Source organism: Rhodococcus sp. NPDC079359, from assembly GCF_040702585.1.
GTDB lineage: Bacteria > Actinomycetota > Actinomycetes > Mycobacteriales > Mycobacteriaceae > Rhodococcoides.
Map to the genome: position 1 here is coordinate 171,330 of NZ_JBFBLH010000003.1, position 24,067 is coordinate 195,396.

Here is a 24,067-nt window from a genome sequence, read left to right on the forward strand (position 1 = left end):
GGGTCACTCCAATCAGTTCGGAATCTGGACGGACAGCTTGGCCGGTCCGCCCGGAGGGAAGACGGCCTGCAACATGTCGACGATGGAACCGGCGTCCACTCGCATCGGCTTGATGGGCGCGGTGTACGGCTTCAGAAGCGTTGCGATGAGGGCAAGGTCGGGTGACATGGGCGTCAGATACTGATCTATCTTCGGACCTATCTTGCCGAGTGGATCGTCCCATACGTCCGCGCCGACGTACGAGTAGTCGTTGAAGCCCTCGAGCAGATTGGCCACACCCGAACCCGTCGCACCGACCCACGGCGCCGCGTCGGTCATGACCGGGCCGTAACCGTAGGCGTTGCGTCCGCCCTGTTGAGCGTTGTCGTAGAGCCTTCGAATCTCACCGCTCTTGTCACGCAGCGTCGCCGACAGGTATCGGAAGGCCTCCACCAGGCGATCGACATCGCCTTCGCGACCGTCGACCACTGCCGACGCGGTCTCGGTCAGCCCCCTCACTGCGTTCGTATCGAGCTGTGCGGCAAGGGAATCACCGAGACTCAGTGCCTCGCTGACGGTGATCGACGCGCGGACCTGCTCGTTGCCGATCTCGTCCCCGTCCGTCAGGTCGGGACCCCCGGTTCCTCGCGGGCGCAGATCCAGGTACTGCTCCCCGGCAGCGGACAGATTCGCGACGACCACCTCCGAGTCCGCGGGAATTCGATGGTCGGCGTCGAGGGCGAGAGTGACGTCGAGCCCGCCCGGAACCACCGCGATGCTCTCGACCCGACCGACGTGGATTCCGCGCGAGGTCACCTGCGAGGTGTCCATCAAACCGCCCGAGGTATCCATGTGCACCACAACGCGGTTGGTACTCCGCGTGGGGTTCATGTCCAGGACGCCGACCGTCAGGTAGACGACACCGACAACCGTCATGGCCATCAATGCGAGGAGTGAAACGACTGTGCCCGGCCTCATCGCACTATTCCTATCCCGCGCAGGATCCCGATCATGTCGTCCGCCAGGGCACTGGCTCCGCCATCGGTCGAGACCGAGCGCACTGCGATGTTCGGTGTCGACTCGAAGTAGGGAATCAACCGCTCGCGCAACAGGGTGTTCGCCTTCTCCATGTTCATCGGTACCGAGGAGTCGGAATTGGCGATCGCGATCAGTGCCGGTGAGATCGTCTCGACCGCGCCCGCGAGTTCCGGGTACGGACCGGCGAGGACGTCACCGATGTTCTGCGACATGTACCCCAGCGTGAAGATCATGTGCACGACGCTGAACAGCACATCGGCCAGTCCGTCCGATCGTCTCGGACCGAGTTCGAGGACGCGTTCGACGCCGTCTCGCTGTGTCACGACGGTGTTCGACACCTTCTCCGCCGCTCCGAGGATTCGATCGATCTCGGGGGTGTTGTCGCCGATGTCAGTCAGTGCGATCCGCGCCGCGTTGTTGACCTTGTCGATCTCCGCCGGATCGGGAGGAATCGCGGCGTTGACGTTGTTCACCGCCTCCTGCAGCTGAACGTAGTGACCACCGGTCACCAGATTCGACACTCCTCGCAGCACGTCCTCGACGTTGTCGGCCGGAACCGTCCGTTCGACCGGAATGACATCGCCGTCTCGAAGGTACGGCCCGGCGTCGCTCCCTCCGGCGCGAGTCGAATCCGCCGGCGGCTGCAGCGAGATATAGATTTCGCCCAGAATCGATGACTGCCGAAGCTCGGCGACGGTGTCGGACGGCAGCTGCACATCGGCGGACAGGTCCACCGTTGCCGCGGCGGTCGACCCCACCAGCTCGACGGTGTCGAGGACACCCGCGTCGACGCCTTCGACTATCACCTTCGCTTTTTCCGGAAGATTGAGCACGCTCGCGAATTCGATTCGCAGGGAGTACTTGTCGCCTGCCACGTAGCTGCCGGGAATCGGCAGGTCGGCCGGGTCGACGCTGCACCCCGACAGCAGGGCGACACAGCACAACCCGGTGATCGCGCGCCTCATCGCCATCCCGCCGAACCCAGTATCAGCTGCACCAAACCGACATCGATGACATCGCCTCGTTGCTGGTCCGCCGAACACGTCGGTCTGTACTTGTTGAGCAGAGCGCAGACCTCGTTGGGAGAATTGGTGTCGATCTCGAACTGCGGCGGGTGGTAGATCACCCGACCGCTCCTGGAATCGTTGTCGTACATCGTCATCAAGTTCTCGCCTACGGTCGGCACCTGCGCCAGGATGTCCTTGATATCGCCCACCCGCCCGAGTAGTACGTCGACCACCGGCACCGCTTGGTCGAGAAATGCGTAGACCTTCTCGTCGTACTTCGCGACGTTGCGCGCAAGCGGCGGAATGAATTCGGTGGTCAGAGCGACCGTGGTGCCGAAGGACTGGGTGAACTCCGACAGCGTGATCATCCCCCGCTTCAGATTGTCGAGCAGCTTCGCCACCTCGGGCCAGCTCACCACGAACGTGTCGATCAGGCCGTCGAGGTTGTCGATCAGACGCCGCACGGTGGTGTCCTTGTCGGCAGGATCGCCGACCAGCTGCGCCAGTTGCCGAAGACTGTCGTTGAGCTGGGCACCGGAGCCGCGGAGCGAATCGTCGGCCGAACGCAAGGTGTCGCCGAGGATCTCGTCGTGGTTGCCTCGGCGTCGGCCGGACCGAGCAGATCCGACGCCAGACCCGACACGGCGTCGAGTGTGTCGCTGATTCCCAGTGGAGTTCTGGTGCGATCCAACGGAATACAACTCGACCGGTCGAACTCGGGACCGTCGATGTAGGGCTGTGTGAGTTCCACGTGCCGGTCGGTGACGATCGAATTCGACAGTGTCACGGCCCCCACCTCGGCGGGCAGCCTGAGGCTGTCGTCGATATCCATGGTGACCACCACCGCGGCGTCGCTGTTCTCGATGCGTGTCACCGTTCCGACGACCACACCGAGCATCATGACCGAATTACCCTCGTACAACCCCACCGTGTCGGTGAACTCGGCACACAGCGAGGAGTTGCCCGCACCGCGGTCGATGACCGATGTGGCGGACGCAACCGAACCGACGAGCGTGACGACGACTGCTGCCGCCACGGCGATGCGTACCGATCTGCATCTCATCAGCACACCCTCCCCGGCAACGGAATGCACACGCCGACACCGACGACCGTGTCCTGCGACTGGTCGATCACGGGACCCTGCCCGCCGCCGATCAGAGCGGCGAGACCGTCCGAGCTTTCCTTCATGGTCGTGATCGCCCCGTCCACGTCACCCAACTGTGCGAAGAGCTTCTGCGTGATCTCCTCGAGTTGGACGATCGACGGCTCGAGCCCCTTCTCGAATGCGACCACGGGACGGTGGAAGAGCTCGAACATTCTCCCGAGCAGGTCGAAAGCACTGACGACCTCGACGCGCTTGTCGCCGAATCCTTTGGTCAGAGTGCCGAGCTCGCGTACGAGTTCGGTGAGCATGACCCGATCGGCGGCCAACGCACCGACGTACTCGTCGGATACGACGAGCCCGCGCTCGAGTTGATCGGACCGCGTGGCGAGCGTGTCGGTGAGCGCAGACAGGTTGTCCACGATCGCGCGAGTGGACTGCGGCTGTTCGCTGACGGCCTTGTCCAACTCGGCCACGGTCTCCCGCAGCGTCGAACCGTCGATGTCGCGAACCAGCGGTGTTGCCGACTCGATCGCGTCGGACAGTTCGTAGGGCAGCTCCACCCGCTCCGGCGGAATCGGTGCCGAACCGAGCTCGCCGTCACCGTGCGAGGTGAGCATCACGTAGTGACCGCCGATCGGGGTCAACAACTTCACCGTGACGGTCGACGCATCGCCGACGAAAACATCGGAGCGAACGCTGAATTCGACGTCGACATGAGCACCGGCCAGCTCGACCGAGCGCACCGACCCGACCGCGATACCGGCGATCCTCACTTCGTCGCCCGGCTTCACCCCGGCTGCCGAGCCGAACTCCGCGGTGTAGGTCCGCTCGCCGAACGGAATCGTGTACAACGCCGCCGCGATCAGGAGCAGGACCAGAGAGGCCGCGACACCGACCGCGCCCCAGAAGAAGTGCGCTTTGTTCTCCGATTGCTCGTCACGAACGCCCTTGAGTAGTACGCGGGTCATCGGCACACCACCAAATTCTGTCCGCCGAGCACGATCTGCCCGATCCCCGGGATGTCCTGCTGTCCGCGACTGCAGGAGTACGTCTGTGCGCCCGGGTCCGGAATGCTCGCATTGAGTCCGGTCAGCAATCCCGGCGCGAGTGCCAACATCTCGGTCACCTGTTCGGTCTGCGGAAGCATTCGACGCAGTGCCCCGTCGACCGGCGCGTAGCTGTTGTCGTATGCCCGCTCGAGACCCTCCATCAGTCCCACGAACGGTCGCAGCCCGTAATTGGCCTGATCCAGCGACGCGAGCACGCCGTCCATCTGGGTGCTGAGCTTCGAGACCAGACCGTGCAGTTGTTCGAGAAGGTCTGCGACCGAGGCGGATTGGCCGCCGATCGAGTCCGAGATCTGGCCGAGGTTCTCGATCAGCAGCCCGATGATCGATTCACGCTGTACTGCGAATTGGGTGATGCGATCCACGTCGCGCAGGACCGGACCGAGTCCGGACCCGTCACCCTGAACCATCCGGAGAATGTTCTCGGTGAACTGATTGAGCTGTGCGGTGTCGAGGGTGTCGAAGATCGGCTCGAAACCGTTGAACAGCTTCGAGATGTCGAAGGACGGAATCGTTCGATCCTTGGAGATGGTTGCCCCGACCGCCAACGGGGCTCCGGTCGCCGAATCCTTCTGCACGAGTTCGACGTACCGCTGCCCCAGAAGATTCTGATACCGAACCGCAGCCTGGGTGTTGGCGAAAATCGGCCGTCGGTCTTCGATCTCGAACTCGACCCGCGCGAGGGCACCGTCGAGTTCGACCGACGACACCTTGCCGATCTGCACCCCGGACATGCGCACGTCGTCGCCCACGTACAAGCCCGACACGTCGTCGAACTCCGCGCCGTAGGACGACAGCGGTCCGCCGACCGGGGTGCGAAGAGCAGCGACGATGATCACCGCACACACCGCGGTCACCGTGAAGAAGACGAGCAGTTTGACCGCTGGGCCCGCTACCTTCTTCATCCGTTCGCCTCCTCGTGTGCGGCAACGGCTCCGGCCAGATTGGGCATGGTTTCGACTATCAGATCGAGTTGCAGCTGAGGCTTCCCGTCGACGACGGGAAATGCGTCGGAGATACCGTCGAGCACCTGCGGCACTCGGTCGTAGCTGGGTGCCAATGTGCCGATCGACGCGGTGATGGGCACCAGCAGGTCCAGCACGGTGGACAGCAGCTTGGACAGGTTCGGATTGTTCGCCTTCAGCAAGTCGCCCACCGGAATCATCAGCTGATCGCTCAGACCGTCGTTGGCGGCGATGGTTCGCGCTCGGTCGGCGGGTGCCTCGACGTACACGCTCTTGTCCACCACTCCCACCACCAGATCGAGCAAGGGCGGAACCAGGTTGCCGATTCCTTCGCCCAGTTCGGCACCGCGATGCAGCTTCCAGGCCAGCGGGTCGATCTGGTTGTTCGCCATCATCTGAGCAGTGTCGAAGTACGGCTTCAGGTTTCGACTCACCTCGACGGAAGTGTTCGCGATGAGGTCCAGGAGGTGGTCCACCTGCTCGGTGTCGAGAACCTCGGTGAGGTCGGCGACTCGCCGGAAGACTCCGGTCACCGTTGCGCCTCGCAGGTCTTTCGACACTTCGAGGGTCGAGTTGTCGGCCAGGGGTGCACCCGTGCCGTCGGAGACCAATTCTATTGCAGTGGAACCGAATACGTTCGACGACGAGAATTGGGCCTGCATGGTGTCGGTGAGCTCGCCCGCCTGGCTCGGATCGATCTCCAGTTGCAGCCGCTGCCGTCCGAAGCCGACGGTCTCGATGTTGTCGACCGTGCCGATGGACAGACCACGGAACTTCACCTCCGAACCGGGCGTCAGACCGTCCCCGACCGATGCTGCGTCGAGTGTCAGCTCGAAGGGTGAATCGAAGGCCCCGCGTGCGTAGGCGGTGAGGCCGCCGGCGAACACTGCCACGGCAACGGCCACCGCCAGCCCGCGCAGGCGTAGCGTGGCCGGCCCGGCCGATCGTCCCGTCAGATCGTCGAAAACTGCCATCTCTACCCCGAAATCCCTATGCCCGAGTCGAATCCCCACAGGACGAGCGTCATGATCATGTCCAGTACCACCACGCAAACGAGGCTGGCCCTGATGGCGCGGCCCGAGGCGCGCCCGACTCCCTCCGGGCCGCCCGAGGCGTAGTACCCCTGATAGCCGTGGATCAGGATGATCGTCACGACGAACACCGCAGCTTTCAGGAGTGAGAACAGCACGTCGACCGGCTGCAGGAAAGCACTGAAGTAGTGGTCGTAGGTGCCCGAGGACTGTCCGCCGACAACGCGAACCACCACGGCACACGACAGGTAGCTCAGAATGAGGGTCAGCAGGTAGAGCGGCACGATCGTGACGATTCCCGCGATCACCCTGGTGGTCACGACGAAGGGCATCGACTGAATCCCTTGAGCTTCGAGGGCGTCGATCTCTTCCGAGATGCGCATCGCCCCGATCTCGGCCGTCATCCGGCAGCCCGCCTGCGTCGCGAATCCGATGGCCGCGATCATCGGGGCCAGCTCGCGGGTGCTCGCGTACGCGGAGATGAATCCGGTCAACGGCTCCATCCCCACCATGCCGAGGGAGTTGAATCCTTCGATCCCGACGGACGCACCCACCGCGACACCCAGCACGACCAGAACCGACACGGTTCCGCCACCGACGATCAATTTGCCACTGCCCCAGGTGATGTCGCTGAGGATCAGCAGCATCTGACGCCGATAGGAGCGGACGGTATGGGGTATCGCGGCGAGAACCTTGACGCAGAACGTCAGTTGATGGCCCAGCATTTCGAGTACGTCGAACGGCCTGCGCCCGAGGTATCTCACCCCACGGGTGAGGTGAGCGGTGCCGTGCACGGTGTAGCGCGAAGGAGTTGCCATCTCAGCCCAACTTCTGTGGCATGAACATCGCAACCAACTGCGTGATCACGACGTTGACGGTGAATGCGGACACCACACCGAGCACGACGGACGCGTTGACCGCGTTGGCTACCCCGCGCGGTCCGTGGGCGGCGGACAACCCTCGCTGGCAGGCCACGATGATGACGATGACCCCGAATATCTCGGTCTTCACCAGGGCGACGACCAGATCCGTCACCGAGGCGAAGGACGCGAACGAGCTGATGTAGCTGCCGGGCGTCCCACTCTGAAAACCGACGTTGATCGCATAGCCCGCGGCCAGGCCCATGAAGATGATGAGGATGCACAGGAACGGTGCCACCAGGAGGATGGCCGCCAGCCGTGGTGTGACCAGCCGGCGAACCGGGTCGATTCCCATGGTCGACATCGCGTCGATCTCGTCCCGGATGGTGCGCGCACCCAGATCGGCTGCCACTGCTGCGCCTGCCGCACCGCCCAACAGCATTGCCGCGACGATCGGTGCGCCCTGGCGGATTACCCCGAGGCCACCCGCGGCTCCGGCGATGGACGTCGCACCGATCTGATCGGTGAGACTGCCGACCTGAACGGACACGATGACGCCGAACGGAATGGATACCAGTATTGCCGGCACCACCGTGACGGTGACGACGAACCAGGCCTGATCGATGGTGTCGCGCCAGGGATGTCGCAGTGTGAGGATGTCGCGGACGAGGTGGACGGAGGCCAGTACGCCCAGCTCCAGAGTTCGCCCGAAAGTCCGGAATCCACTGGCAACTCCGTCGCTGACGCGTGCGAGCGTCGATGTCGGCGACGACAATCCCCCACCCCCGGCTTCCTGTTCGGCGCGACTCCCCCGCGCAGGAACGGAAATTACCAGCCGACCGTCGACCAAGTGACGTTTTCCTCACTTACCGAGCTATGACAAGTCACAGACTTCGCCGGGCCGCGTGAAGGTTCCGAGAAGCGACCGGGCCGAGGGGCACCGACGACAACGGCGGCGACCACCGAAGTGGTCGCCGCCGTTGGTTCTCGAGGTGAAGATCAGAAGTTGATCATGTGCCCCGCGAGGCCGTGGATCGCTTCCTGCAGTGCTTCCGACAGCGTCGGGTGCGTGTGGACGTTGCGGGCCAGCTCGTTGACCGTGAGGTCCCACTTCTGGGCCAGGGTCAGCTCGGGCAGCAGCTCGGAGACGTCCGGTCCGATGAGGTGTCCGCCGAGCAGTTCGCCGTGCTCGGTGTCGGCGATGAGCTTGACGAAGCCGGTGGCGTCGCCCAGTCCGTGTGCCTTGCCGTTGGCGGCGAACGGGAAGTTCGCGACCTTGATGTCGGAACCGCGGGCCTGCGCCTCTTCGCGGGCCTGGTCCTCGGTGAGTCCGAAACTCGCGACCTGCGGCTGACAGAACGTCGCACGCGGCATCATGCGGTAGTCGTCGATCGGCAATGTCTCTGCGCCGCCGATGGTTTCGGCCGCGACGACAGCCTGCGCCTCCGCAACGTGGGCCAGCTGGAGCTTGGCCGTGACGTCGCCGATGGCGTAGATGTGCGGGACGTTGGTCTGCATGGTGTTCGTGATGCCGATGGCACCGCGATCGGTGAGCTCCACGCCGGTCTTCTCGAGGCCGAATCCCTCGACTCGGGGCGCGAAGCCGACGGACTGCATCACCTTGTCGACGGTGAAGGTCTCGCTCTCACCGGACTTGTTGTGCTTGATCTCGACGGTGACCTTGGAGCCGTCGTCGTCGATGCTCTGCACACCTGCGCCGGTGATGACCTTGACGCCCAGCTTCTTGTACTGCTTCTCGATTTCCTTCGAGACGTCCTTGTCCTCGTTGGGGAGCGCGCGATCGAGGTACTCGACGATGGTGACGTCGACTCCGTAGTTTTTGAGCACGTAGCCGAACTCCATGCCGATCGCACCGGCACCGACGATGAGGATCGAGCCCGGGAGCTCCCTCGTCATGATCTGCTCTTCGTACGTGACGACGTTCTTGCTCAGCTCTGTACCTGGCAGCAGCTTGGTGGTGCTGCCGGTCGAGATGATCGCGTTGTCGAACGTGATCGTCTCGGTGCCACCCTTGGTCAGCTCGACCTCGATGGTGTTGGCATCGGTGAACGTGCCCTTGCCGTCGTACTCGGGGATCTTGTTCTTCTTCATCAGGAAGTGAATGCCCTTGACGCGGCCGTCGGCGACCTTGCGGCTGCGATCGAACGCTGCGCCGAAGTCGAAGGACGCTTCACCCGAAATGCCGAACAGCTTCGCCTCTTTGGTGAAGAGGTGCGCCAGCTCGGCGTTACGGAGAAGTGCCTTCGAGGGGATGCAGCCGACGTTCAGGCAGACACCGCCCCAGTACTTCTTCTCGATGATGGCAGTGCTGAGTCCGAGTTGTGCCGCGCGGATAGCAGCGACGTACCCACCGGGACCGGCTCCGAGGACAACGACGTCATAGTGTGAGGTCACGAGTCCCCAGCGTAGTCGTGACCTCCGACGCTGTCTCGACCTGGTCTTCGTTACCAGCCGGTAGCCACGCGAGCGCCGACCGACCCGACGGCGCATCTGCTGCTAGAACTGTGGAATGGCAATCTCGGACGACCCGTACCTCTGGCTCGAAGACGTCACCGGCGAGGAGGCTCTCGATTGGGTCCGCACTCGTAACGGGGTGACCGTCGAGGAACTGGCCGGAGACGCGTTCGATGCCACCGAGTCCCGCATCCGCGAGGTACTCGACACCGACGCCCGCATTCCGTACGCCCGTCGCCGTGGGCAGTTCCTGTACAACTTCTGGCGCGACGCCGAACACGTCCGCGGCCTGTGGCGTCGAACGACGATGGACGAGTACCGAACCGAGAATCCGGTGTGGGACGTGCTGCTCGACCTCGATGCTCTGGCCGGCAGCGAGGACGAGAACTGGGTGTGGGGTGGCGCGCAGGTGCTGCGTCCCGATCAACGACTGGCACTGGTGACGCTCTCCCGCGGCGGGGCCGACGCGACGGTGGTCCGTGAGTTCGATCTCGACTCCCGCACCTTTCGCGCCCCGGAGGACGGCGGATTCGCCCTACCGGAGGCCAAGACCGACATCGGTTGGATCGACGCCGACACCGTCTTCGTGGGAACGGATTTCGGACCCGGTTCGCTGACCGAGTCGGGCTATCCGCGTATCACCAAGCGGTGGCATCGCGGCACCCCACTCGCCGACGCCGAGACCGTGTACGAGGGTGCAGCACAGGACATCTCGATCTCCGCCTGGCACGACCGGACCCCCGGCTTCGAGCGCGACTTCGTCCAGCGTGCCACCGACTTCTACAACTCCGAGACCTACGTGTTGGACGGTTCTGCCCTGACCCGGATCGCGACGCCGACGGACGCGTCGACCTCGGTGCACGAGAACTGGTTGCTGATCCGCACGATGACGCCGTGGACGGTCGGCGACCGAACCTATCCGGCCGGCGCGCTGCTCGCTGCGGATTTCGACGAGTTCGTCTCCGGCACAATCGCTCTCACGGTCCTCTTCGCCCCGGACGCGCACACGTCACTGCACCAGTACGCGTGGACCGAGAATCACCTGCTGCTGGTGACGCTGCAGGACGTACGGACGAAATTGCACGTGCTGACCCCCGGCGCGAAGGAGTGGGACGTCAGCACGATCGACGGGCTGTCCGACCTGACGTCCACCGAGATCGTCGGCACCGACGCCGAGGAGAACGGTGACGAGTACTTCCTCTCGTCGTCCGGCTACCTGACACCGGCGACACTGCTGGTCGGCACGGTGGGCGGCGAGCTCGAAGTCCTCAAACAGGCTCCGGCGTTCTTCGACGCCGACGGCCTGACGGTGGAGCAGTTCTTCGCCCGGTCCGACGACGGTACCGACATCCCGTACTTCGTCGTCCGACGCGCGGATTCCGGACCCGGACCGACATTGCTCTACGGCTACGGCGGCTTCGAGATCTCGATGACGCCCGGTTACAGCGGTGCAACCGGACGCGCGTGGCTCGAACGTGGTGGCACCTACGTCGTCGCCAACATCCGCGGCGGCGGCGAGTATGGCCCGTCGTGGCACACCCAGGTACTGCGCGCCGGACGCCATCTGGTGCACGAGGACTTCGCCGCAGTCGCACGCGACCTCGTCACCCGACGCATCACCACCACCGAACAGTTGGCCGCGCAGGGCGGCAGCAACGGCGGCCTGCTGATGGGCATCATGGTGACGAAGTACCCGGAACTGTTCGGCGCGTTGGTATGTCAGGTCCCACTACTGGACATGAAGCGGTACCACCTGCTGCTCGCGGGCGCGTCCTGGGTGGCCGAGTACGGCAACCCCGACGACCCGGACGAGTGGGAGTTCATCTCGCAGTACTCCCCGTACCAGAACGTCGTCGCCTCATCCGAGCGTCGGTATCCGCCGATTCTGATCGCCACGTCCACCCGCGACGATCGCGTCCATCCGGGACACGCACGCAAGATGGCCGCTCGGTTGGCCGAACTCGGTCAGGACGTGAGCTACTACGAGAACATCGAAGGTGGGCACGGCGGGGCGTCGGACAATGCGCAGTTGGCGTTCAAGACGGCATTGACCTACGAATTTCTGTGGCGGCACCTCGCTCGCAGCTGACGCTCAGCCGGCGAGCGCGTCCTCGAACATCGGCCAGGAATCGTGCAGGTCGTCCTGCCAGTAGCCCCACGAGTGGGTGCCGCGCTCACGCAACTCGAAGTGGGCCGGGATGTCGAGCTGCTCGAGGGCCGTCTTCAGCCTCCGAGTGCAGTCTCCGGTCGCCACCTCGATGGCACCGCCCACGACCATCTGGTTGAGCAACACGAAGCCGGGCCCGTTGGGATTGGTGCCGTCGAGGGTGTCCGATGCCCCGGCCAGTCCGCTGCCGTTGGAGACGTACAACGCTGTGCCACGCAGCTTTTCGGCGTTGACCACCGCATCGTTGCGTACCCAGTCCTGATGGTCGTCCGGCCCCCACATGTTCGTCACGTTCGCGCCGAGCGCCATGGACACGACGGTCTTGACGTATGCCCGCCCCAACGGGTCGGTGGTCGACGCGCATCCGCTGTAGGAACCGACGGCTCGATACAGCCCCTGGTGGTGAGCGGCGAGGTTCAGGACCGAGGTCGCAGCCATCGAGATACCGGCAATCGCGTTGCGGCCGTTGGTATCCAACAGATCGTCGACGAGCGGCGGCAGTTCGGCTGTGAGGAACGTTTCCCACTGATTGCGTCCGAGCCTCGGATCGTCGTGCTGCCAGTCCGTGTAGTAGGAGTAGGCCCCGCCGACGGGAGTCACCACGTTGACGTTCTTGTCGGCGAAGAACGACACGACGTCGGTCTGGGTGTACCAGTCCATTCCGTCGAGTCCGCCGCCCGCGCCGTTGAGCAGGTACAGAGTGGGGCTCGGAGTCGTCCGATCGGGAGATCGCAGGATCTTGAGTGGGATCGTTCGGTTCATCGCGGCGGAGTGGACGAACGCCGTCATGGCGGTGTCGTCGGCCACCTCGGTGCGCACCACGTACGACTCCGTCGGACCGGCCACCGAGTCGGCCGGGGCCGCGGAGGCGTGTGGGTGCGCTACTGCCGCGACGCATGCCACCACGCACAGGACGACGACTCTGCGCAGCGCACGCGATCGGCGACACCGCTCCCCACCACCGATTCGAGCTACCGAATCCCCCTGGCCGTTCATAGTCGTGCTCACTATCGTCGTCGAACAATTGCTGGTTCAAAAACTTTCTACACCAAAACGAACCGAAAGTAGGTAGAAATGACGAATAGCGTGTGAAACGACCAAAAAACATTCGAGCGAATTACCTGTGCATCCACTCCGCAACGAGGTCGGCGACCGCCGTGGGGTTACGGATCCAACCGTTGTGCCCGAGTGGCTCGTCGACGTGCACCGAGGTGACGTCGGCGCGGGCGAGCTTGCGTACGAGGTTGTCCATCGAGCCGCGAGGCGCGAGGTCGTCGCCCTCGATGGTCACCGCCAGCACCGGCAGCGTCAGACGGCCCATCCGTTCCTCGTAGTCCATGTCGGCCCCTGCAGGCTCGATCGACCCACTGCGCGCGAACCGGGACCAATCGTCGATCAGAACCCGCGACTGCCGACCGAATCCGCCGATGCCGATGCGATCCCCCGGCCAGAACCCGGCGATGTTGCTGGTGATCGCCATCGCCGCCGCGCCCACGTACAGCGGTACACCGCGGGTCGTACCGAAACCGCGGTGATACGGCGAGCCCGACGCCACCAGGATCAATCCGCCGAGCCTGCCCCTGATGCGCGCGGCGTACATCGAGCCGAGCTGCCCACCCATGCTGTGCCCGAGCAAGTACGGCGTCGCCTCCGGGAACTGCTCGCGAACCACCTCGAAGATCGCCGGTAAGTCGACCGATACCAGCTCCTGATACCCGTACCGACTCGCCGAACTCGGCTTGGGCACACTGTCTCCCTGGCCGCGCAGGTCGCCGATCGCGGCGTGGAAGCCGCGTGCGACGAGCGCCTCGGCGAACAGTCGATAGTAACCACCGGGAATGCCGAGGCCGGGAAGAACGACGATGACGGGTCCATCGTCGCGGCCTTCACCGGGGAACAGTGAGACCGGCACCGTCGAACCGTCGGGCATCTGAATCGGAACCGTCTGCATCGGGCAACCCTATGCCGAGGACTCACCGGCCCGCCCCGACGCCCCTGGGGACCGAACCGCTACCGAATCATCGAGTCTTGCAGGACTTCTCGACCGATCGAACTACTTCGAACCACGAAAGCCGGGCTCGACGTCGTGTCGAGCCCGGCTCATGGTCGTGGGTCAGATGGACGGACCGGGGATCTCGACGGTGCCCGAGCCGCTACCTTCCGAGCTACCCAGCGCGAGCAGCTGAAGCAAGATCGCGAGCAATTCCATGAATTCTCCTTGAAGAGAGTGGGATTCGATGCCGAACCGGCATCACGAATACCGCGCCGATGTCGCGGGTGGACCTTGCTGGAGGCTCCGACCGGGTGCTCACGAAACCGAGGCCGACGGTACGGAACCGAGGTACGTCAGTCCGAAGAGGAACTGATACCGGAGAACAGCTGGAGGAGGATCGCGAAAAGGTCACCGAGTTCAGCGGACATGGAACTGCTCCTTCATCGAGGGGGTATGCAGATCTGCTGTGACTTGTGTCACGCGATGATCTCTGCAAGAAGATTTCTACCTCAGAAGGTCACGCTCTGTACACGGAAATGACAGTAAAAGTCGAAAATCTTGGTGTGACATCACAAAACGGTGACGGTGCCGAGACGTCGCGGCCGCCCCCGACTGCGACCGCGACGCGCTACGGACGATTAAGCGGCGCTACCCGACGTCAGCACGCCGACAATCTGATCGACGATCGCGTCGACGATGCCGTCGTAGACGCCCGAAGCGATGTCGGAAATGAACTGTGCTGCTGAACCCATGAGAACTCCTGATGCTCGCGTGTACGTACAGCCGTAGGTAATACGACCTCCCTCGTTCTTACCGCACGCTAAGGTTTGGCGCAGCACCCGGTATCAACTCGAGACCCCGGAAAGATGGTGCCGCAACGGTTCACCGGAAATCTCACCGGTTATGCAGTGAAAACTATTCGCCGATCACGTCTTTCGCGCGGCCCACGAGCAACGGGTCTGTTTCCCCGACTATCTCGGGATCCTTGTTGGCATAGTCGAACTTGTTGAGCACAAAACGCATCGCGTTGATGCGAGCCCGCTTCTTGTCGTTGCTCTTGACGACCGTCCACGGTGCGAGATCGGTGTCGGTGGCGCGAAAATTCTCTTCCTTCGCCGCGGTGTACGCATCCCACTTGTCCAGCGAGGCGAGGTCCATGGGCGAGAGCTTCCACTGCCGCACCGGGTCGACCTGCCGTATTGCGAAACGGGTGCGCTGCTCGTGCTGCGACACCGAGAACCAGAACTTGGTCAGACTGATGCCGTCGTCCACGAGCATCTGCTCGAACAGCGGTGCCTGGCGAACGAAGTGGGCGTGCTGCTCGTCGGTGCAGAAACCCATGACACGCTCGACGCCCGCCCGGTTGTACCAGGACCGGTCGAACAGGACGATCTCCCCGGCCGCGGGCAGGTGTGCGATGTAACGCTGGAAGTACCACTCGGTCGACTCGCGCGCCGACGGCTTCTCCAGCGCAACCACACGCGCACCGCGCGGGTTGAGGTGTTCCATGAATCGCTTGATCGTGCCGCCCTTACCGGCGGCATCTCGGCCCTCGAAGACGATGACGTGCCGTCGCCCGGTCTCCTTGGTCCACATCTGCAACTTCAGGAGTTCGATCTGCAGCAGACGCTTCTCGAGCTCGTACTCGGCGCGCGTCATGCGCTCGTCGTACGGGTAGTTCTCGCGCCAGGTGTCGACGACGTGGCCGTCGGGGACGGTCAGCAGTATCGGATCGTCGTCATCGGAGTCGTCGACGGCGAAGCCCGAGGTGTCGGCAAGATCTACCGCCTTGGTGATGTCGAGCAAGTCGCTCAGGTTCGTGCGTGGAGCCTCACCGTTGCGCAGATCATTGTCGGTCATGTGCCGAAAGTTAGTGCTCATCGGTGACCGACCGATGGCGATTCGGTGAACACCCGATGCATCCGGTTTCAGCGCCCCCGATACCGCTCCGCAAGGGGGACGGAACGGAATCGGCGGCGTCGAACACCGACCGTAGCCACCGAGGAACAACCAGGTCCAGCGCTCGAGTCAGAAAAGTCGACGATCTTGTTCGAGCGCGGCTTTCGGACCGTTCGATTGTCGGGGTCGATATGGGTGAAATCCCCGATGCGCCGAAAGGCATTGATGACGCAGACTTTTCACCATGACATTCGAGAGCGGTTCCCCCAGAGAATTCACCCGGTCCAGTTCGCAGAAGATGATCGGAGGTGTATGCGGCGGCGTTGCCGAATATTTCGGCTGGGACGTCAACATCGTTCGACTCGCCACCGTTGCCGGCACGGTCCTGACCGGCGGCACCGTCGTGCTGATCTACCTCGCGGGGTTGATGTTGATGCCGCTCCGGGCGTGACCCGGCGACGGACACAGAAAAGGCCCCGCCGCCTCTGATCAGAGACGCGGGGCCGATCTGTACCGAATTTAGCTGGAGCCGAAGCTACCGGTGCTGTCTCCGAGGAGTCCCTCGAGCAAGCCGTCGAGCAGTCCGCCGGTGATGAGGTCGCCGAGGCCACCTTCCTCGCCGCCACCGAGGATGGGCAGGAGATCGGTGATGAGGTCCAAGAACATGGGTAAAGGCCTTTCGAGAAACGTCGAGGGGGTCTGACGGGTGATGTAAGAGCGTCAGAAACATATCGTCGGCAACTCGGTACAGTCCATCGTTTCGGACAAAAAGGACCCACCGACTGTTTCGGGCCCCGAAACGCGATGCAGACTCAGCCCTCGGTCTTCCCGGTGATCAACCAGCCACAGGGTGCGGCGAGCGCGTCCGCCTCGGCGGGTCCCATCGAACCGGGCTCGTAGCTCTTCACCTCGGGCGGGTTGCTCAGCAAGGGAGCCGCGACATCCCACACGTGCGCCAGACCGTCCGGCCTGGTGAACAACGATCGGTCTCCGCTGAGCACATCGAGGATCAGGCGCGCGTAGGGGCTGAGCGGCTCGGCGTCGGGCACCGACTTCAGCGGTAACGCCAGATGCCCGACCGACAGATCGAAATCCGGGCCCGGCTCCTTCACCGTCATGGCGATGTCGATGCTGCCGTCTCCGGACAGGTCGAAGGACAGCACCGCCCCGTCCTCGGGCAGCTCGGTGAGCGGACTGTCGGCGGGCTTGCGGAACACCAACGACACCCGCTGCGCTCCGACACCCAGCATCTTTCCGGTGCGCAGCAGGAACGGCACTCCACGCCAGCGGTCGGTGTCGACCCACAGCTTGGCCGCCACGAACGTGTCGACCTCGGAATTGTCGTCGACTCCCTCGACGTCGCGGTAACCGTCGTACTGACCGAGAACCACCTCGTCGGTGTCCAACGCCCGGAACTGCCCGATCACCGTCTCCCGAGCCGATTGCAGATCCTCCGCCTTCAGTGACGCCGGCGGTTCCATCGCCACCTCGGCCGCGACCTGGAACAGGTGCGTGACGAGCATGTCCAGCACGGCACCGGTCTCGTCGTAGAACTCGGCGCGGTCGTCGATGTCGAGGGTCTCGGGGACGTCGATCTGCACCTGCGCAACGTGCTCGGAGTTCCAGATGCCGCTGATCATGCCGTTCGCGAACCGCAGCACGTGCAGATTCTGGGTCGCTTCCTTGCCCAGGAAGTGGTCGATTCGATAGACCTGCTCTTCCTCGACGACCTCGTGAACGGCTTTGTCGAGTTCCTCGAAATTGCTCTGAGAGGTGCCGAACGGCTTCTCGTAGACCACCCGGGAACCCTCGGCGAGATCGTGTGCACCCAGGGCCTTCGTGTAATCGACGAAGGTGCTCGGCGGCAGAGCGATGTAGTGCACCAGCTGGGCATCGTCGCCGATGTCCTTCTTGACCTCGGCGACGACCTCGGGCAACTTACCGGGATCGTCGACGGTGAAGCCGTTGCCCGCGAAGCGGATTCGCTCGGAGAATTCGGACCAATCGCCGTCGTCCACGTTCTCGGCGAACTCGTCGAGGACGCTGCGGACGTGATCGCGGAACTCGTCGTCGGAGGTGTCCTTGCGGCCGTTGCCGATCAGGACCCATTTCTCGGGCAGCAGGCCCTCGATATGGAGTTGGTAGAACGACGGCAGGACCATTCGCTTCGCGAGGTCTCCGGTTGCGCCGAACAGGACGAATACAGTGGGTTGCGAGGACGCCATGACCTCCACTATGCACCGACCCGGGCCGAGCATGGCTACAGTCGGTGTGATGACCAGATCACGGTTTCACGGTGAGATCTACGGGGTAGGTACGACGTCCGGGGTGCGGATCGTCGTCGGACATTGGACGCGCTCGCCGCTCGGGGAATTCACCGACGTCATGGTCCAGTTCGCGGACGGACAGCGCCTGCTGATCGCCCCCAACGAGGACGTACGCGAATTCGTCACCGCCACATACACATTCGACTCCACCGAACTGGTTCCGGTGACCTTCGCAGCGGAGCCGAATGGATGGCGATCGGTGAAGGCCGGTGACCTGTCGGTCAGGATCCGCGTCGCCGGGCCGACCGTGCTCGGTCGCGCATTGAGCCTCGTCCCCGACGCGGTGTCGACGGCACCGTGGTTCTGCGCGATCAGTGACCCCATCGCCCGAGTCGTCCTGCGCGGAGTGCGCACCCGCGGCAGCGCAGGCGGGGGCCGACGCGAGTACTACGGTGCCAGGCACCAACATCGCGTCACCGACGTCTCCGCGTCGTGGCAGGGCGAGGACCTCGGATCGCTCACCCCGGTCACTCCCCCGGTGACATTCGGATTCGGCAGCACCCCGGCGGCACCGTCGGTCACCTCCATCACCACGACGATCGACAGTTAGAAAGCCACCCGAGGGACGAAGGTCCTTCGACGTCAGGACGTAAAGGGCTGCTGCGACGGCAGCGCAGCGGCCAGGGTGGTGACGTGACCCTCACTGCACCACCCCGCCCCTCGTCCGACACCCACCCCGCTCTGTCTCCCGCTGCCGAGGCCGTCGTCCGAGCCACTGCCGGTGTGGTCGCGGAACACTCCGAAACGATCAGCGCCCGCTTCTACGAGTCGATGCTCGGCGAACGCCCCGAGCTGTGGCGTCTGTTCAATCGAGCTAATCAGGAAACCGGAGAGCAGAGTCGGGCACTGGCCGCGTCGGTGGTCGGCTACGCCGTGCAACTGATCGACCCGGACGCACCGTCGTTCGAGCCGGTGTTGCGCCGCATCGCCGGCAAGCACATCACCCTCGGTATCACCCCGGAGCAGTACACCCTCGTCGGCCGACACCTGCTCAGTGCCGTGGCCGACATCCTCGGCGCTGCCGTCACTCCCGCCGTCGCTGCCGCGTGGGACGAGGTCTACTGGCTGTTCGCCACGCAACTCATCGCCACCGAAGCGCGCCTCTACGCAGCGGCAGACATCGACCCCCACAATCCGCTGCGCCCGTATCGCGTGATGCGGCGCACGCAGGAAAGCCCCGGCACGGTCTCGCTCGTCCTCGAACCCGCGGACGGCGCTCCCCTTCCCGCACTCGCGGCCGGCCAGTACGTCACGGTGTTCGTCGACCTCGCCGTCGGCACCCGGCAGCCGCGTCAGTACAGCGTCTCGTCCATCGCCTCCGACACCCGCCTGCAGATCACGGTGGCACAGGTACGGAACGGTCCGCCCGGGCAGGTCTCGACCCACCTCCAAGAGGCCGTCGACGTCGGCGACATTCTCGAAGTGAGCGGTCCTGCAGGTGATTTCGGAGTACCTACCGGCGAAGGACCGCTGCTGATCGCCACGGCCGGTGCCGGAATCACCACCGTGCTGCCGCTCGTCGAGCATCTCGCTCGAACCCAGCCCGGCCGCAAGCTGATACTGGCCCACGCGGACCGCAGCCGCGCCGACCACGCATTGCGACAGGCGATCGCCACTGCGGCCGAAGCACTCGACGACGTCGTCGATCACGCCTGGTACGAGACAGTCGACGCGGACGATTCGACGTCGTTCACCGGATTGATGAATTTCGACCGGATCGCCTTCACCGCGGACACCCACGTGCTCAGCTGCGGACCGTTGCCGTTCCTGCGCGCCGTCCGGCTCGCGGCCCTTCAGCGCGGCGTACCGCCGGAGCGCATCTCCTACGAGGTGTTCGGGCCGGACCTGTGGTCTCCCGTCACCGTGACCGAATGAAGAAGGTTTCGCTCGACGCACTCGTCGGCACGCAGATCGCGGCAGCCACCGCCGCCTCGTCGCGTCGGGCGGCGGTGGCGGTGTACGGGGGCCACGACCTCGCTCTCCGACAAACACTGATCGCACTCGCTGCCGGTGCCGAACTGTCCGAGCACAACAACCCAGGAGAGGCCACCGTGCATGTCCTGTCCGGTCGGGTCGAATTGGTCAGCGGCAGCAATGTGTGGTGCGGAATGTCCGGAGATTTCTTGATCGTCCCCGAAGCACCGCACTCCTTGCGAGCCATGACCGACGCAGCCGTGCTGTTGACGACGGTGGTCGCGTCGGCCTAGTCCACCGAAGCGCCGGATGCTCTCAGCTCGTCGAGGGCCGCGGCGGAGGTCTCGGGGGCAACCCCGGCGACGAGGTCGGTGAGGACGCGGACGTCGAATTTCTCGGCGACGGCATCCTTGGCCGAGGCCAGCACGCAGTAGTCGGTCGCAAGCCCGACGACGTCGATGTCGGTGACCTCGTTGGCGGTGAGTATCTCGGCCAGGGGTGTCCCGTCCTCGGTGACGCCCTCGAACGCCGAGTACGACGGCTTGCCCTGCCCCTTGTAGACGTGCACGTCCACCGAACCGGTCGCGTAATCGGGGTGGTACTCGGCACCGACCGTGCCTGCCACGCAATGCACCGGCCACGTGGTGACGAAATCCGGGGCGGCATCGGTGGCGAAATGCCCGCCGTTGTCGCCCTCCGCGTCGTGCCAATCCCGCGAGGACACCACGAGGTCGTAGTCGTCGCCCTGGCGCGCCAAGTACGCACTGATCCTGCGAGCGACCTCCGCCCCGCCGGCCACCGCCAGCGCGCCACCCTCGGTGAAATCGTTCTGCACATCCACAACCAACAGCGCACGAGTCATGAATCCCAGTATCCTCGACGGGTGCGCGTGTCGTCTCTGCTGACCTACCCAGTCAAGGGATGCGCAGGTGCGGCGTTGGATTCTGCCCACGTGAGCGCTACCGGCCTCGAGCACGATCGCGCATTCATGATCGTCGACGCCGACGGCGCATTCCGCAGTCAACGTAGCGACCCCGGCCTCGCCGTCGTTCGATGCTCGGTGACGGACGGGTCGCTGACGCTCGACCACGCATCGATCGGTTCGGTGACCGTGGCCATCGACCGCGATTCCGAGTCGCGTGACATCACCATGTTCCGCGCGCCGATGCGGGGCATCGATCAGGGCGACGAGGTTGCGGGCTGGCTGACCGAGGTGATCGGAGAACCGTCGAGGCTGGTCTCCGCGCCGCGCGACCTCGGCCGGATCACCGACGGAATATCGCCCGGCTCAGCACAATTCGCCGACAGTGCGGCAGTCCACATACTCTCGACCGCCACGCTCGCCGGGCTCAATTCCCGACTCGACGTCGCCTTGCCGATGGATCGCTTTCGCCCCAATATCGTCGTCGACGGCTGGGACGAACCGCATCGGGAAGACGAGGTGCGGGAAGTGACCATCGGATCCACACGTCTCGCGTACACCAAGCTGGCGATCCGGTGCGCCGTCACCACCGTCGAGCAGACAACCGGTGAGCGCATCGGGCCCGAGCCGCTGCGCACCCTGGGTGACTACCGCCGCGGCCGACAGAAGGGTGTCGCTTTCGGATCGAAATTCTCCGTGCTGCAGAACGGCACGGTGACCGTCGGCGACGAACTACGCGTCGAGAGTTGGGGCGAGTCGGAGCTGTAGCTCGAACGGCATGTGATTTTCCCAGCCGTTGCGCGCATCGAAACCTGTTGTCCCGTTTGCACAGTCACCGTTCTCCGGCCGGTTCCCAGCGCAGCGTTCGTGCCGCGGTACCGGATGAAAGCTAGAGTAACGGTATAGCGCGGGTGTGGTGCGCTGAGTGACCACTATTCTGCTCCGCACACGGTTTCCCGCCTACGAAAAGGAATTGTGGACAACCACGTCAGTGGCGTCCGACGCAATCAGCGCCGCCAACTGGATCCGCGCCTGCCCCGCCCGCAGTTCCCGGGAGAACACCGCACCCGCATCGACCAGATCGTGTCCACCCCCGCCGCCGCCGCCGTACGTCGGCGAGGTCTCACCGAACGGCACCCGCGTCGTGACGACCACGTGCACCCCAGCAGCCACTGCTTCTTTCACCGCATGCACCACGCCGGCGTTGGTGTTGCCCGAGCCGAGAGCCTGAAGCACGATGCCCGGCGCCCCCGCCTGACGGCACGCATCGATCTGCAGGCCGTCGGCACCGGGATACAGCGCGACGATGTCCACGCGGATCCCGGCAATGGGCTTCCACGGCAGGGGTTTCGGTCGCGACAATGCGGCGGAGCGGAACGCGTCGAGCTCGGTGGTGTGTTTCTTGATCGCACCGCGCGCCGGCAGCAAGCGCCCACCGAAGGCGATCAGTACACCGCGCTCGGACTGCGCTGCTGCCACTGCCGCAGCAATGTTGCCGGGGCCGTCCGGATCGGCATGATCGGCAGTGCGCTGAGCGCCGGTGAACACCACCGGACGCTCGTCGTCGTGGAACAGATCGACGTACAACGCCGACTCCTCCATGGTGTCGGTCCCGTGCAGCACCACCACTCCGACGCATCCGTCCTCGGCGAGCGCGTCCGCCACCGCCGTCCGGATGGTGTCGAGATCCGCGAAGTCCAAGGCCGAGCTGTCCTTCGACATCACTTCACGCACCGCGACACCGTCGACATCCACCCCGACACCGGCGACCGGACGAGAAACCCCGTGCTCGTCGCGACTACTGGCGATGGTGCCGCCGGTAGTCAACAATGCGACATGGTCAGTTCTGTCGGGTCGTTCCTGCAGGCTCCACTCCTCAGTCACTGCGCGCCGCCACCTCTCGAATTCGTTTGCGGCACAGGAACCAACCACCGACGAGCATCGGCGCGATGAGCAGGATCGACGCCACCGTCCAGGTACCGACCGGTTTGTCGAAGGCCATCAGCACGAGTACACACGCCAAGAAGCCTAGCGTTGCGTATCCGGTGTACGGGGCACCGAACAATCGGAACGCAGGTCGAGTGACCGCACCGGTCTTGGACAGCGACCAGAACTTCAGCTGACACGCCACGATGACGGCCCAGGCGCTGATGATGCCGAGAGCGGCGAGGTTGAGGACGATCTCGAATGCCTGCGCCGGGACCACTGCGTTGAGCACGACGCCGAGCAGCGTCACCACCGACGTCAGTGCAATTCCGCCGTACGGCACACCCGATTTGTTCATCCGCGCAGCGAATGCGGGAGCCGAACCGGCGATCGCCATCGAATGCAGGATGCGTCCGGTGGAGTAGAGGCCGGCGTTGAGCGAGGACAGTGCCGCAGTGAGGACCACGAGGTTCATGATCGCGTCGGCACCCTCGACGTCGATGGCTCCGAAGAACGTCACGAACGGACTCTCACCGGCCTGATAACTGGTGTACGGCAACAACAACGAGAGCAGCAGCACCGAGCCTACGTAGAACACGACGATACGGATGATGACGGTGTTGATCGCCTTGGGAATGACCTTCTCGGGGTTCTGCGTCTCCCCGGCAGCGGTGCCGACCAGCTCGATCGAGGCGTACGCGAACACCACGCCCTGGATCACCACGATTGCAGGCAACAGCCCGTTGGGGATCAGTCCGCCGTTGTCGGTGAGCACGCTCAACCCCGGCTCCTGCCCGTCGATGGGCGTTCCGAAGATGACGAAGTAGGTACCGATCAACAGGAACGTCACCAGTGCAACGACTTTGATGAGCGCGAACCAGAACTCGAGCTCACCGAACACCTTCACCGACACCAGGTTCAGACCGAGAACGAGCAGCAGGCCCCCGAGTGCGAACACCCACTGGTCGATGTCGCCGAGCGGGGCCCAGTACTTCTTGAAGAAGTTCATGTACAACGCCACGGCCGTCACGTCGACGACCGCCGTCATCGCCCAGTTCATCCAGTACAGCCAGCCGGCCGCGAAAGCGACCTTCTCGCCGAAGAATTCGCGCGAGTACGAGACGAACGAGCCCGAGGTCGGCCGGTGCATCACCAGTTCGCCCAGAGCGCGCAGGATCAGGAAGGCGAAGAATCCGCACAGCGCATACACCAGTACCAGCGCCGGACCTGCGTCGCGGAGGCGGCCACCGGCTCCCATGAACAGCCCGGTCCCGATGGCACCGCCGATGGCGATCATCTGAATCTGACGTGGGGCCAGCTCTTTTCGATAACCGGGATCTTCTTCGGTGAAGGCCTTGCGGGTATCGACACTCCTGTTCTCGGTGCTCATCG

24 protein-coding genes are annotated in these 24,067 nt (G+C 64.2%); 6 read left to right on the forward strand and 18 right to left on the reverse strand.

Features of this window, described 5'->3' with window-relative positions; all coding sequences use genetic code 11:
* Window positions 1-12 precede the first annotated feature (12 nt).
* From AB0362_RS09035 to lpdA, 10 genes are all read right to left on the reverse strand, one after another.
* Window positions 13-957 (reverse strand): MlaD family protein, encoded by a 945-nt coding sequence (locus AB0362_RS09035; protein WP_366235470.1) that lies wholly within the window; start codon window positions 955-957, stop codon window positions 13-15.
* On the reverse strand, window positions 954-1,988 hold the full coding sequence (locus AB0362_RS09040) for an MlaD family protein (protein WP_366235471.1): 1,035 nt from the start codon (window positions 1,986-1,988) through the stop codon (window positions 954-956). Before AB0362_RS09040 ends, AB0362_RS09035 begins: the two co-directional genes overlap by 4 nt.
* Complete coding sequence (locus AB0362_RS09045) at window positions 1,979-2,488, reverse strand: hypothetical protein (protein WP_366235472.1); 510 nt, start codon at window positions 2,486-2,488, stop codon at window positions 1,979-1,981. Before AB0362_RS09045 ends, AB0362_RS09040 begins: the two co-directional genes overlap by 10 nt.
* Window positions 2,476-3,087 (reverse strand): MlaD family protein, encoded by a 612-nt coding sequence (locus tag AB0362_RS09050; RefSeq protein ID WP_366235473.1) that lies wholly within the window; start codon window positions 3,085-3,087, stop codon window positions 2,476-2,478. Before AB0362_RS09050 ends, AB0362_RS09045 begins: the two co-directional genes overlap by 13 nt.
* On the reverse strand, window positions 3,087-4,097 hold the full coding sequence (locus tag AB0362_RS09055; RefSeq protein ID WP_366235474.1) for an MlaD family protein: 1,011 nt from the start codon (window positions 4,095-4,097) through the stop codon (window positions 3,087-3,089). The genes AB0362_RS09050 and AB0362_RS09055 overlap by 1 nt, the downstream gene beginning before the upstream one ends.
* On the reverse strand, window positions 4,094-5,101 hold the full coding sequence (locus AB0362_RS09060; protein ID WP_068048013.1) for an MlaD family protein: 1,008 nt from the start codon (window positions 5,099-5,101) through the stop codon (window positions 4,094-4,096). Before AB0362_RS09060 ends, AB0362_RS09055 begins: the two co-directional genes overlap by 4 nt.
* Window positions 5,098-6,135, reverse strand: coding sequence for an MlaD family protein (locus tag AB0362_RS09065; RefSeq protein ID WP_300521118.1), 1,038 nt, complete (start codon window positions 6,133-6,135; stop codon window positions 5,098-5,100). The genes AB0362_RS09060 and AB0362_RS09065 overlap by 4 nt, the downstream gene beginning before the upstream one ends.
* Window positions 6,136-6,137: 2 nt before the next feature.
* The gene (locus tag AB0362_RS09070) at window positions 6,138-6,917 is read right to left on the reverse strand and encodes an ABC transporter permease (protein WP_366235625.1); all 780 of its coding nucleotides are present in this window, start codon (window positions 6,915-6,917) and stop codon (window positions 6,138-6,140) included.
* Window positions 6,918-7,011: 94 nt separating this feature from the next.
* Window positions 7,012-7,827, reverse strand: coding sequence for an ABC transporter permease (locus AB0362_RS09075; RefSeq protein WP_366235626.1), 816 nt, complete (start codon window positions 7,825-7,827; stop codon window positions 7,012-7,014).
* Window positions 7,828-8,051: 224 nt separating this feature from the next.
* Window positions 8,052-9,467 carry a dihydrolipoyl dehydrogenase gene (lpdA, locus tag AB0362_RS09080; protein WP_366235475.1) on the reverse strand — a complete coding sequence of 472 codons (1,416 nt, stop codon included), beginning with the start codon at window positions 9,465-9,467 and terminating at the stop codon, window positions 8,052-8,054.
* Window positions 9,468-9,582: 115 nt separating this feature from the next.
* On the opposite strand from lpdA, the gene AB0362_RS09085 reads away from it, so the two are divergent.
* On the forward strand, window positions 9,583-11,616 hold the full coding sequence (locus tag AB0362_RS09085; RefSeq protein WP_366235476.1) for a prolyl oligopeptidase family serine peptidase: 2,034 nt from the start codon (window positions 9,583-9,585) through the stop codon (window positions 11,614-11,616).
* Between the two features lie 3 nt (window positions 11,617-11,619).
* Here AB0362_RS09085 and AB0362_RS09090 read toward each other — a convergent pair whose 3' ends face one another.
* From AB0362_RS09090 to ppk2, 3 genes are all read right to left on the reverse strand, one after another.
* Window positions 11,620-12,690 (reverse strand): alpha/beta hydrolase family protein, encoded by a 1,071-nt coding sequence (locus tag AB0362_RS09090; protein WP_366235477.1) that lies wholly within the window; start codon window positions 12,688-12,690, stop codon window positions 11,620-11,622.
* Between the two features lie 121 nt (window positions 12,691-12,811).
* The gene (locus tag AB0362_RS09095; RefSeq protein ID WP_366235478.1) at window positions 12,812-13,645 is read right to left on the reverse strand and encodes an alpha/beta fold hydrolase; all 834 of its coding nucleotides are present in this window, start codon (window positions 13,643-13,645) and stop codon (window positions 12,812-12,814) included.
* 957 nt (window positions 13,646-14,602) lie between these two features.
* The gene (gene ppk2 / locus AB0362_RS09100) at window positions 14,603-15,547 is read right to left on the reverse strand and encodes a polyphosphate kinase 2 (RefSeq protein WP_283347786.1); all 945 of its coding nucleotides are present in this window, start codon (window positions 15,545-15,547) and stop codon (window positions 14,603-14,605) included.
* A gap of 283 nt (window positions 15,548-15,830) precedes the next feature.
* Here ppk2 and AB0362_RS09105 point away from each other — a divergent pair, with 283 nt between their 5' ends.
* Window positions 15,831-16,037, forward strand: a complete 207-nt coding sequence (locus tag AB0362_RS09105) for a PspC domain-containing protein (protein WP_269595093.1) — start codon at window positions 15,831-15,833, stop codon at window positions 16,035-16,037.
* A 68-nt stretch (window positions 16,038-16,105) separates the two neighbouring features.
* Here AB0362_RS09105 and AB0362_RS09110 read toward each other — a convergent pair whose 3' ends face one another.
* Complete coding sequence (locus AB0362_RS09110) at window positions 16,106-16,252, reverse strand: hypothetical protein (protein WP_156516122.1); 147 nt, start codon at window positions 16,250-16,252, stop codon at window positions 16,106-16,108.
* Window positions 16,253-16,398: 146 nt separating this feature from the next.
* Entirely contained in the window at window positions 16,399-17,811 is a 1,413-nt protein-coding gene (locus AB0362_RS09115; protein WP_317548348.1) for a glucose-6-phosphate dehydrogenase (NADP(+)), read from the reverse strand.
* A gap of 49 nt (window positions 17,812-17,860) precedes the next feature.
* On the opposite strand from AB0362_RS09115, the gene AB0362_RS09120 reads away from it, so the two are divergent.
* The 3 genes from AB0362_RS09120 (at window position 17,861) to AB0362_RS09130 (ending at window position 20,120) form a co-directional block, all read left to right on the forward strand.
* Window positions 17,861-18,463: a hypothetical protein gene (locus AB0362_RS09120; protein ID WP_366235479.1), complete on the forward strand. Its 603-nt coding sequence runs from the start codon at window positions 17,861-17,863 to the stop codon at window positions 18,461-18,463.
* A gap of 83 nt (window positions 18,464-18,546) precedes the next feature.
* Window positions 18,547-19,788, forward strand: coding sequence for a globin domain-containing protein (locus AB0362_RS09125; RefSeq protein ID WP_366235480.1), 1,242 nt, complete (start codon window positions 18,547-18,549; stop codon window positions 19,786-19,788).
* The gene (locus tag AB0362_RS09130) at window positions 19,785-20,120 is read left to right on the forward strand and encodes a cupin domain-containing protein (RefSeq protein ID WP_366235481.1); all 336 of its coding nucleotides are present in this window, start codon (window positions 19,785-19,787) and stop codon (window positions 20,118-20,120) included. Before AB0362_RS09125 ends, AB0362_RS09130 begins: the two co-directional genes overlap by 4 nt.
* Here the strand turns inward: AB0362_RS09130 and AB0362_RS09135 are convergent.
* Window positions 20,117-20,689 carry an isochorismatase family protein gene (locus AB0362_RS09135; RefSeq protein WP_366235482.1) on the reverse strand — a complete coding sequence of 191 codons (573 nt, stop codon included), beginning with the start codon at window positions 20,687-20,689 and terminating at the stop codon, window positions 20,117-20,119. The genes AB0362_RS09130 and AB0362_RS09135 overlap by 4 nt on opposite strands.
* A 21-nt stretch (window positions 20,690-20,710) precedes the next feature.
* On the opposite strand from AB0362_RS09135, the gene AB0362_RS09140 reads away from it, so the two are divergent.
* Complete coding sequence (locus AB0362_RS09140; RefSeq protein WP_366235483.1) at window positions 20,711-21,517, forward strand: MOSC N-terminal beta barrel domain-containing protein; 807 nt, start codon at window positions 20,711-20,713, stop codon at window positions 21,515-21,517.
* Between the two features lie 192 nt (window positions 21,518-21,709).
* On the opposite strand, the gene AB0362_RS09145 is transcribed toward AB0362_RS09140, so the two are convergent.
* Window positions 21,710-22,633 carry an asparaginase gene (locus tag AB0362_RS09145; protein ID WP_366235484.1) on the reverse strand — a complete coding sequence of 308 codons (924 nt, stop codon included), beginning with the start codon at window positions 22,631-22,633 and terminating at the stop codon, window positions 21,710-21,712.
* Complete coding sequence (locus AB0362_RS09150; RefSeq protein ID WP_269595087.1) at window positions 22,626-24,065, reverse strand: amino acid permease; 1,440 nt, start codon at window positions 24,063-24,065, stop codon at window positions 22,626-22,628. The genes AB0362_RS09145 and AB0362_RS09150 overlap by 8 nt, the downstream gene beginning before the upstream one ends.
* Window positions 24,066-24,067 lie beyond the last annotated feature (2 nt).

Excerpts from the sequence above, each read along its gene's own strand:
- AB0362_RS09035 (WP_366235470.1), bottom strand. The coding sequence starts at position 957 with ATGAGGCCGGGCACAGTCGTTTCACTCCTCGCATTGATGGCCATGACG.
- AB0362_RS09040 (WP_366235471.1), bottom strand. The coding sequence starts at position 1,988 with ATGGCGATGAGGCGCGCGATCACCGGGTTGTGCTGTGTCGCCCTGCTG.
- AB0362_RS09050 (WP_366235473.1), bottom strand. The coding sequence starts at position 3,087 with ATGAGATGCAGATCGGTACGCATCGCCGTGGCGGCAGCAGTCGTCGTC.
- AB0362_RS09055 (WP_366235474.1), bottom strand. The coding sequence starts at position 4,097 with ATGACCCGCGTACTACTCAAGGGCGTTCGTGACGAGCAATCGGAGAAC.
- AB0362_RS09060 (WP_068048013.1), bottom strand. The coding sequence starts at position 5,101 with ATGAAGAAGGTAGCGGGCCCAGCGGTCAAACTGCTCGTCTTCTTCACG.
- AB0362_RS09065 (WP_300521118.1), bottom strand. The coding sequence starts at position 6,135 with ATGGCAGTTTTCGACGATCTGACGGGACGATCGGCCGGGCCGGCCACG.
- AB0362_RS09070 (WP_366235625.1), bottom strand. The coding sequence starts at position 6,917 with ATGCTGGGCCATCAACTGACGTTCTGCGTCAAGGTTCTCGCCGCGATA.
- AB0362_RS09085 (WP_366235476.1), top strand. The coding sequence starts at position 9,583 with ATGGCAATCTCGGACGACCCGTACCTCTGGCTCGAAGACGTCACCGGC.
- AB0362_RS09090 (WP_366235477.1), bottom strand. The coding sequence starts at position 12,690 with ATGAACGGCCAGGGGGATTCGGTAGCTCGAATCGGTGGTGGGGAGCGG.
- AB0362_RS09095 (WP_366235478.1), bottom strand. The coding sequence starts at position 13,645 with ATGCAGACGGTTCCGATTCAGATGCCCGACGGTTCGACGGTGCCGGTC.
- ppk2 (WP_283347786.1), bottom strand. The coding sequence starts at position 15,547 with ATGACCGACAATGATCTGCGCAACGGTGAGGCTCCACGCACGAACCTG.
- AB0362_RS09105 (WP_269595093.1), top strand. The coding sequence starts at position 15,831 with ATGACATTCGAGAGCGGTTCCCCCAGAGAATTCACCCGGTCCAGTTCG.
- AB0362_RS09110 (WP_156516122.1), bottom strand. The coding sequence starts at position 16,252 with ATGTTCTTGGACCTCATCACCGATCTCCTGCCCATCCTCGGTGGCGGC.
- AB0362_RS09115 (WP_317548348.1), bottom strand. The coding sequence starts at position 17,811 with ATGGCGTCCTCGCAACCCACTGTATTCGTCCTGTTCGGCGCAACCGGA.
- AB0362_RS09120 (WP_366235479.1), top strand. The coding sequence starts at position 17,861 with ATGACCAGATCACGGTTTCACGGTGAGATCTACGGGGTAGGTACGACG.
- AB0362_RS09130 (WP_366235481.1), top strand. The coding sequence starts at position 19,785 with ATGAAGAAGGTTTCGCTCGACGCACTCGTCGGCACGCAGATCGCGGCA.
- AB0362_RS09135 (WP_366235482.1), bottom strand. The coding sequence starts at position 20,689 with ATGACTCGTGCGCTGTTGGTTGTGGATGTGCAGAACGATTTCACCGAG.
- AB0362_RS09150 (WP_269595087.1), bottom strand. The coding sequence starts at position 24,065 with ATGAGCACCGAGAACAGGAGTGTCGATACCCGCAAGGCCTTCACCGAA.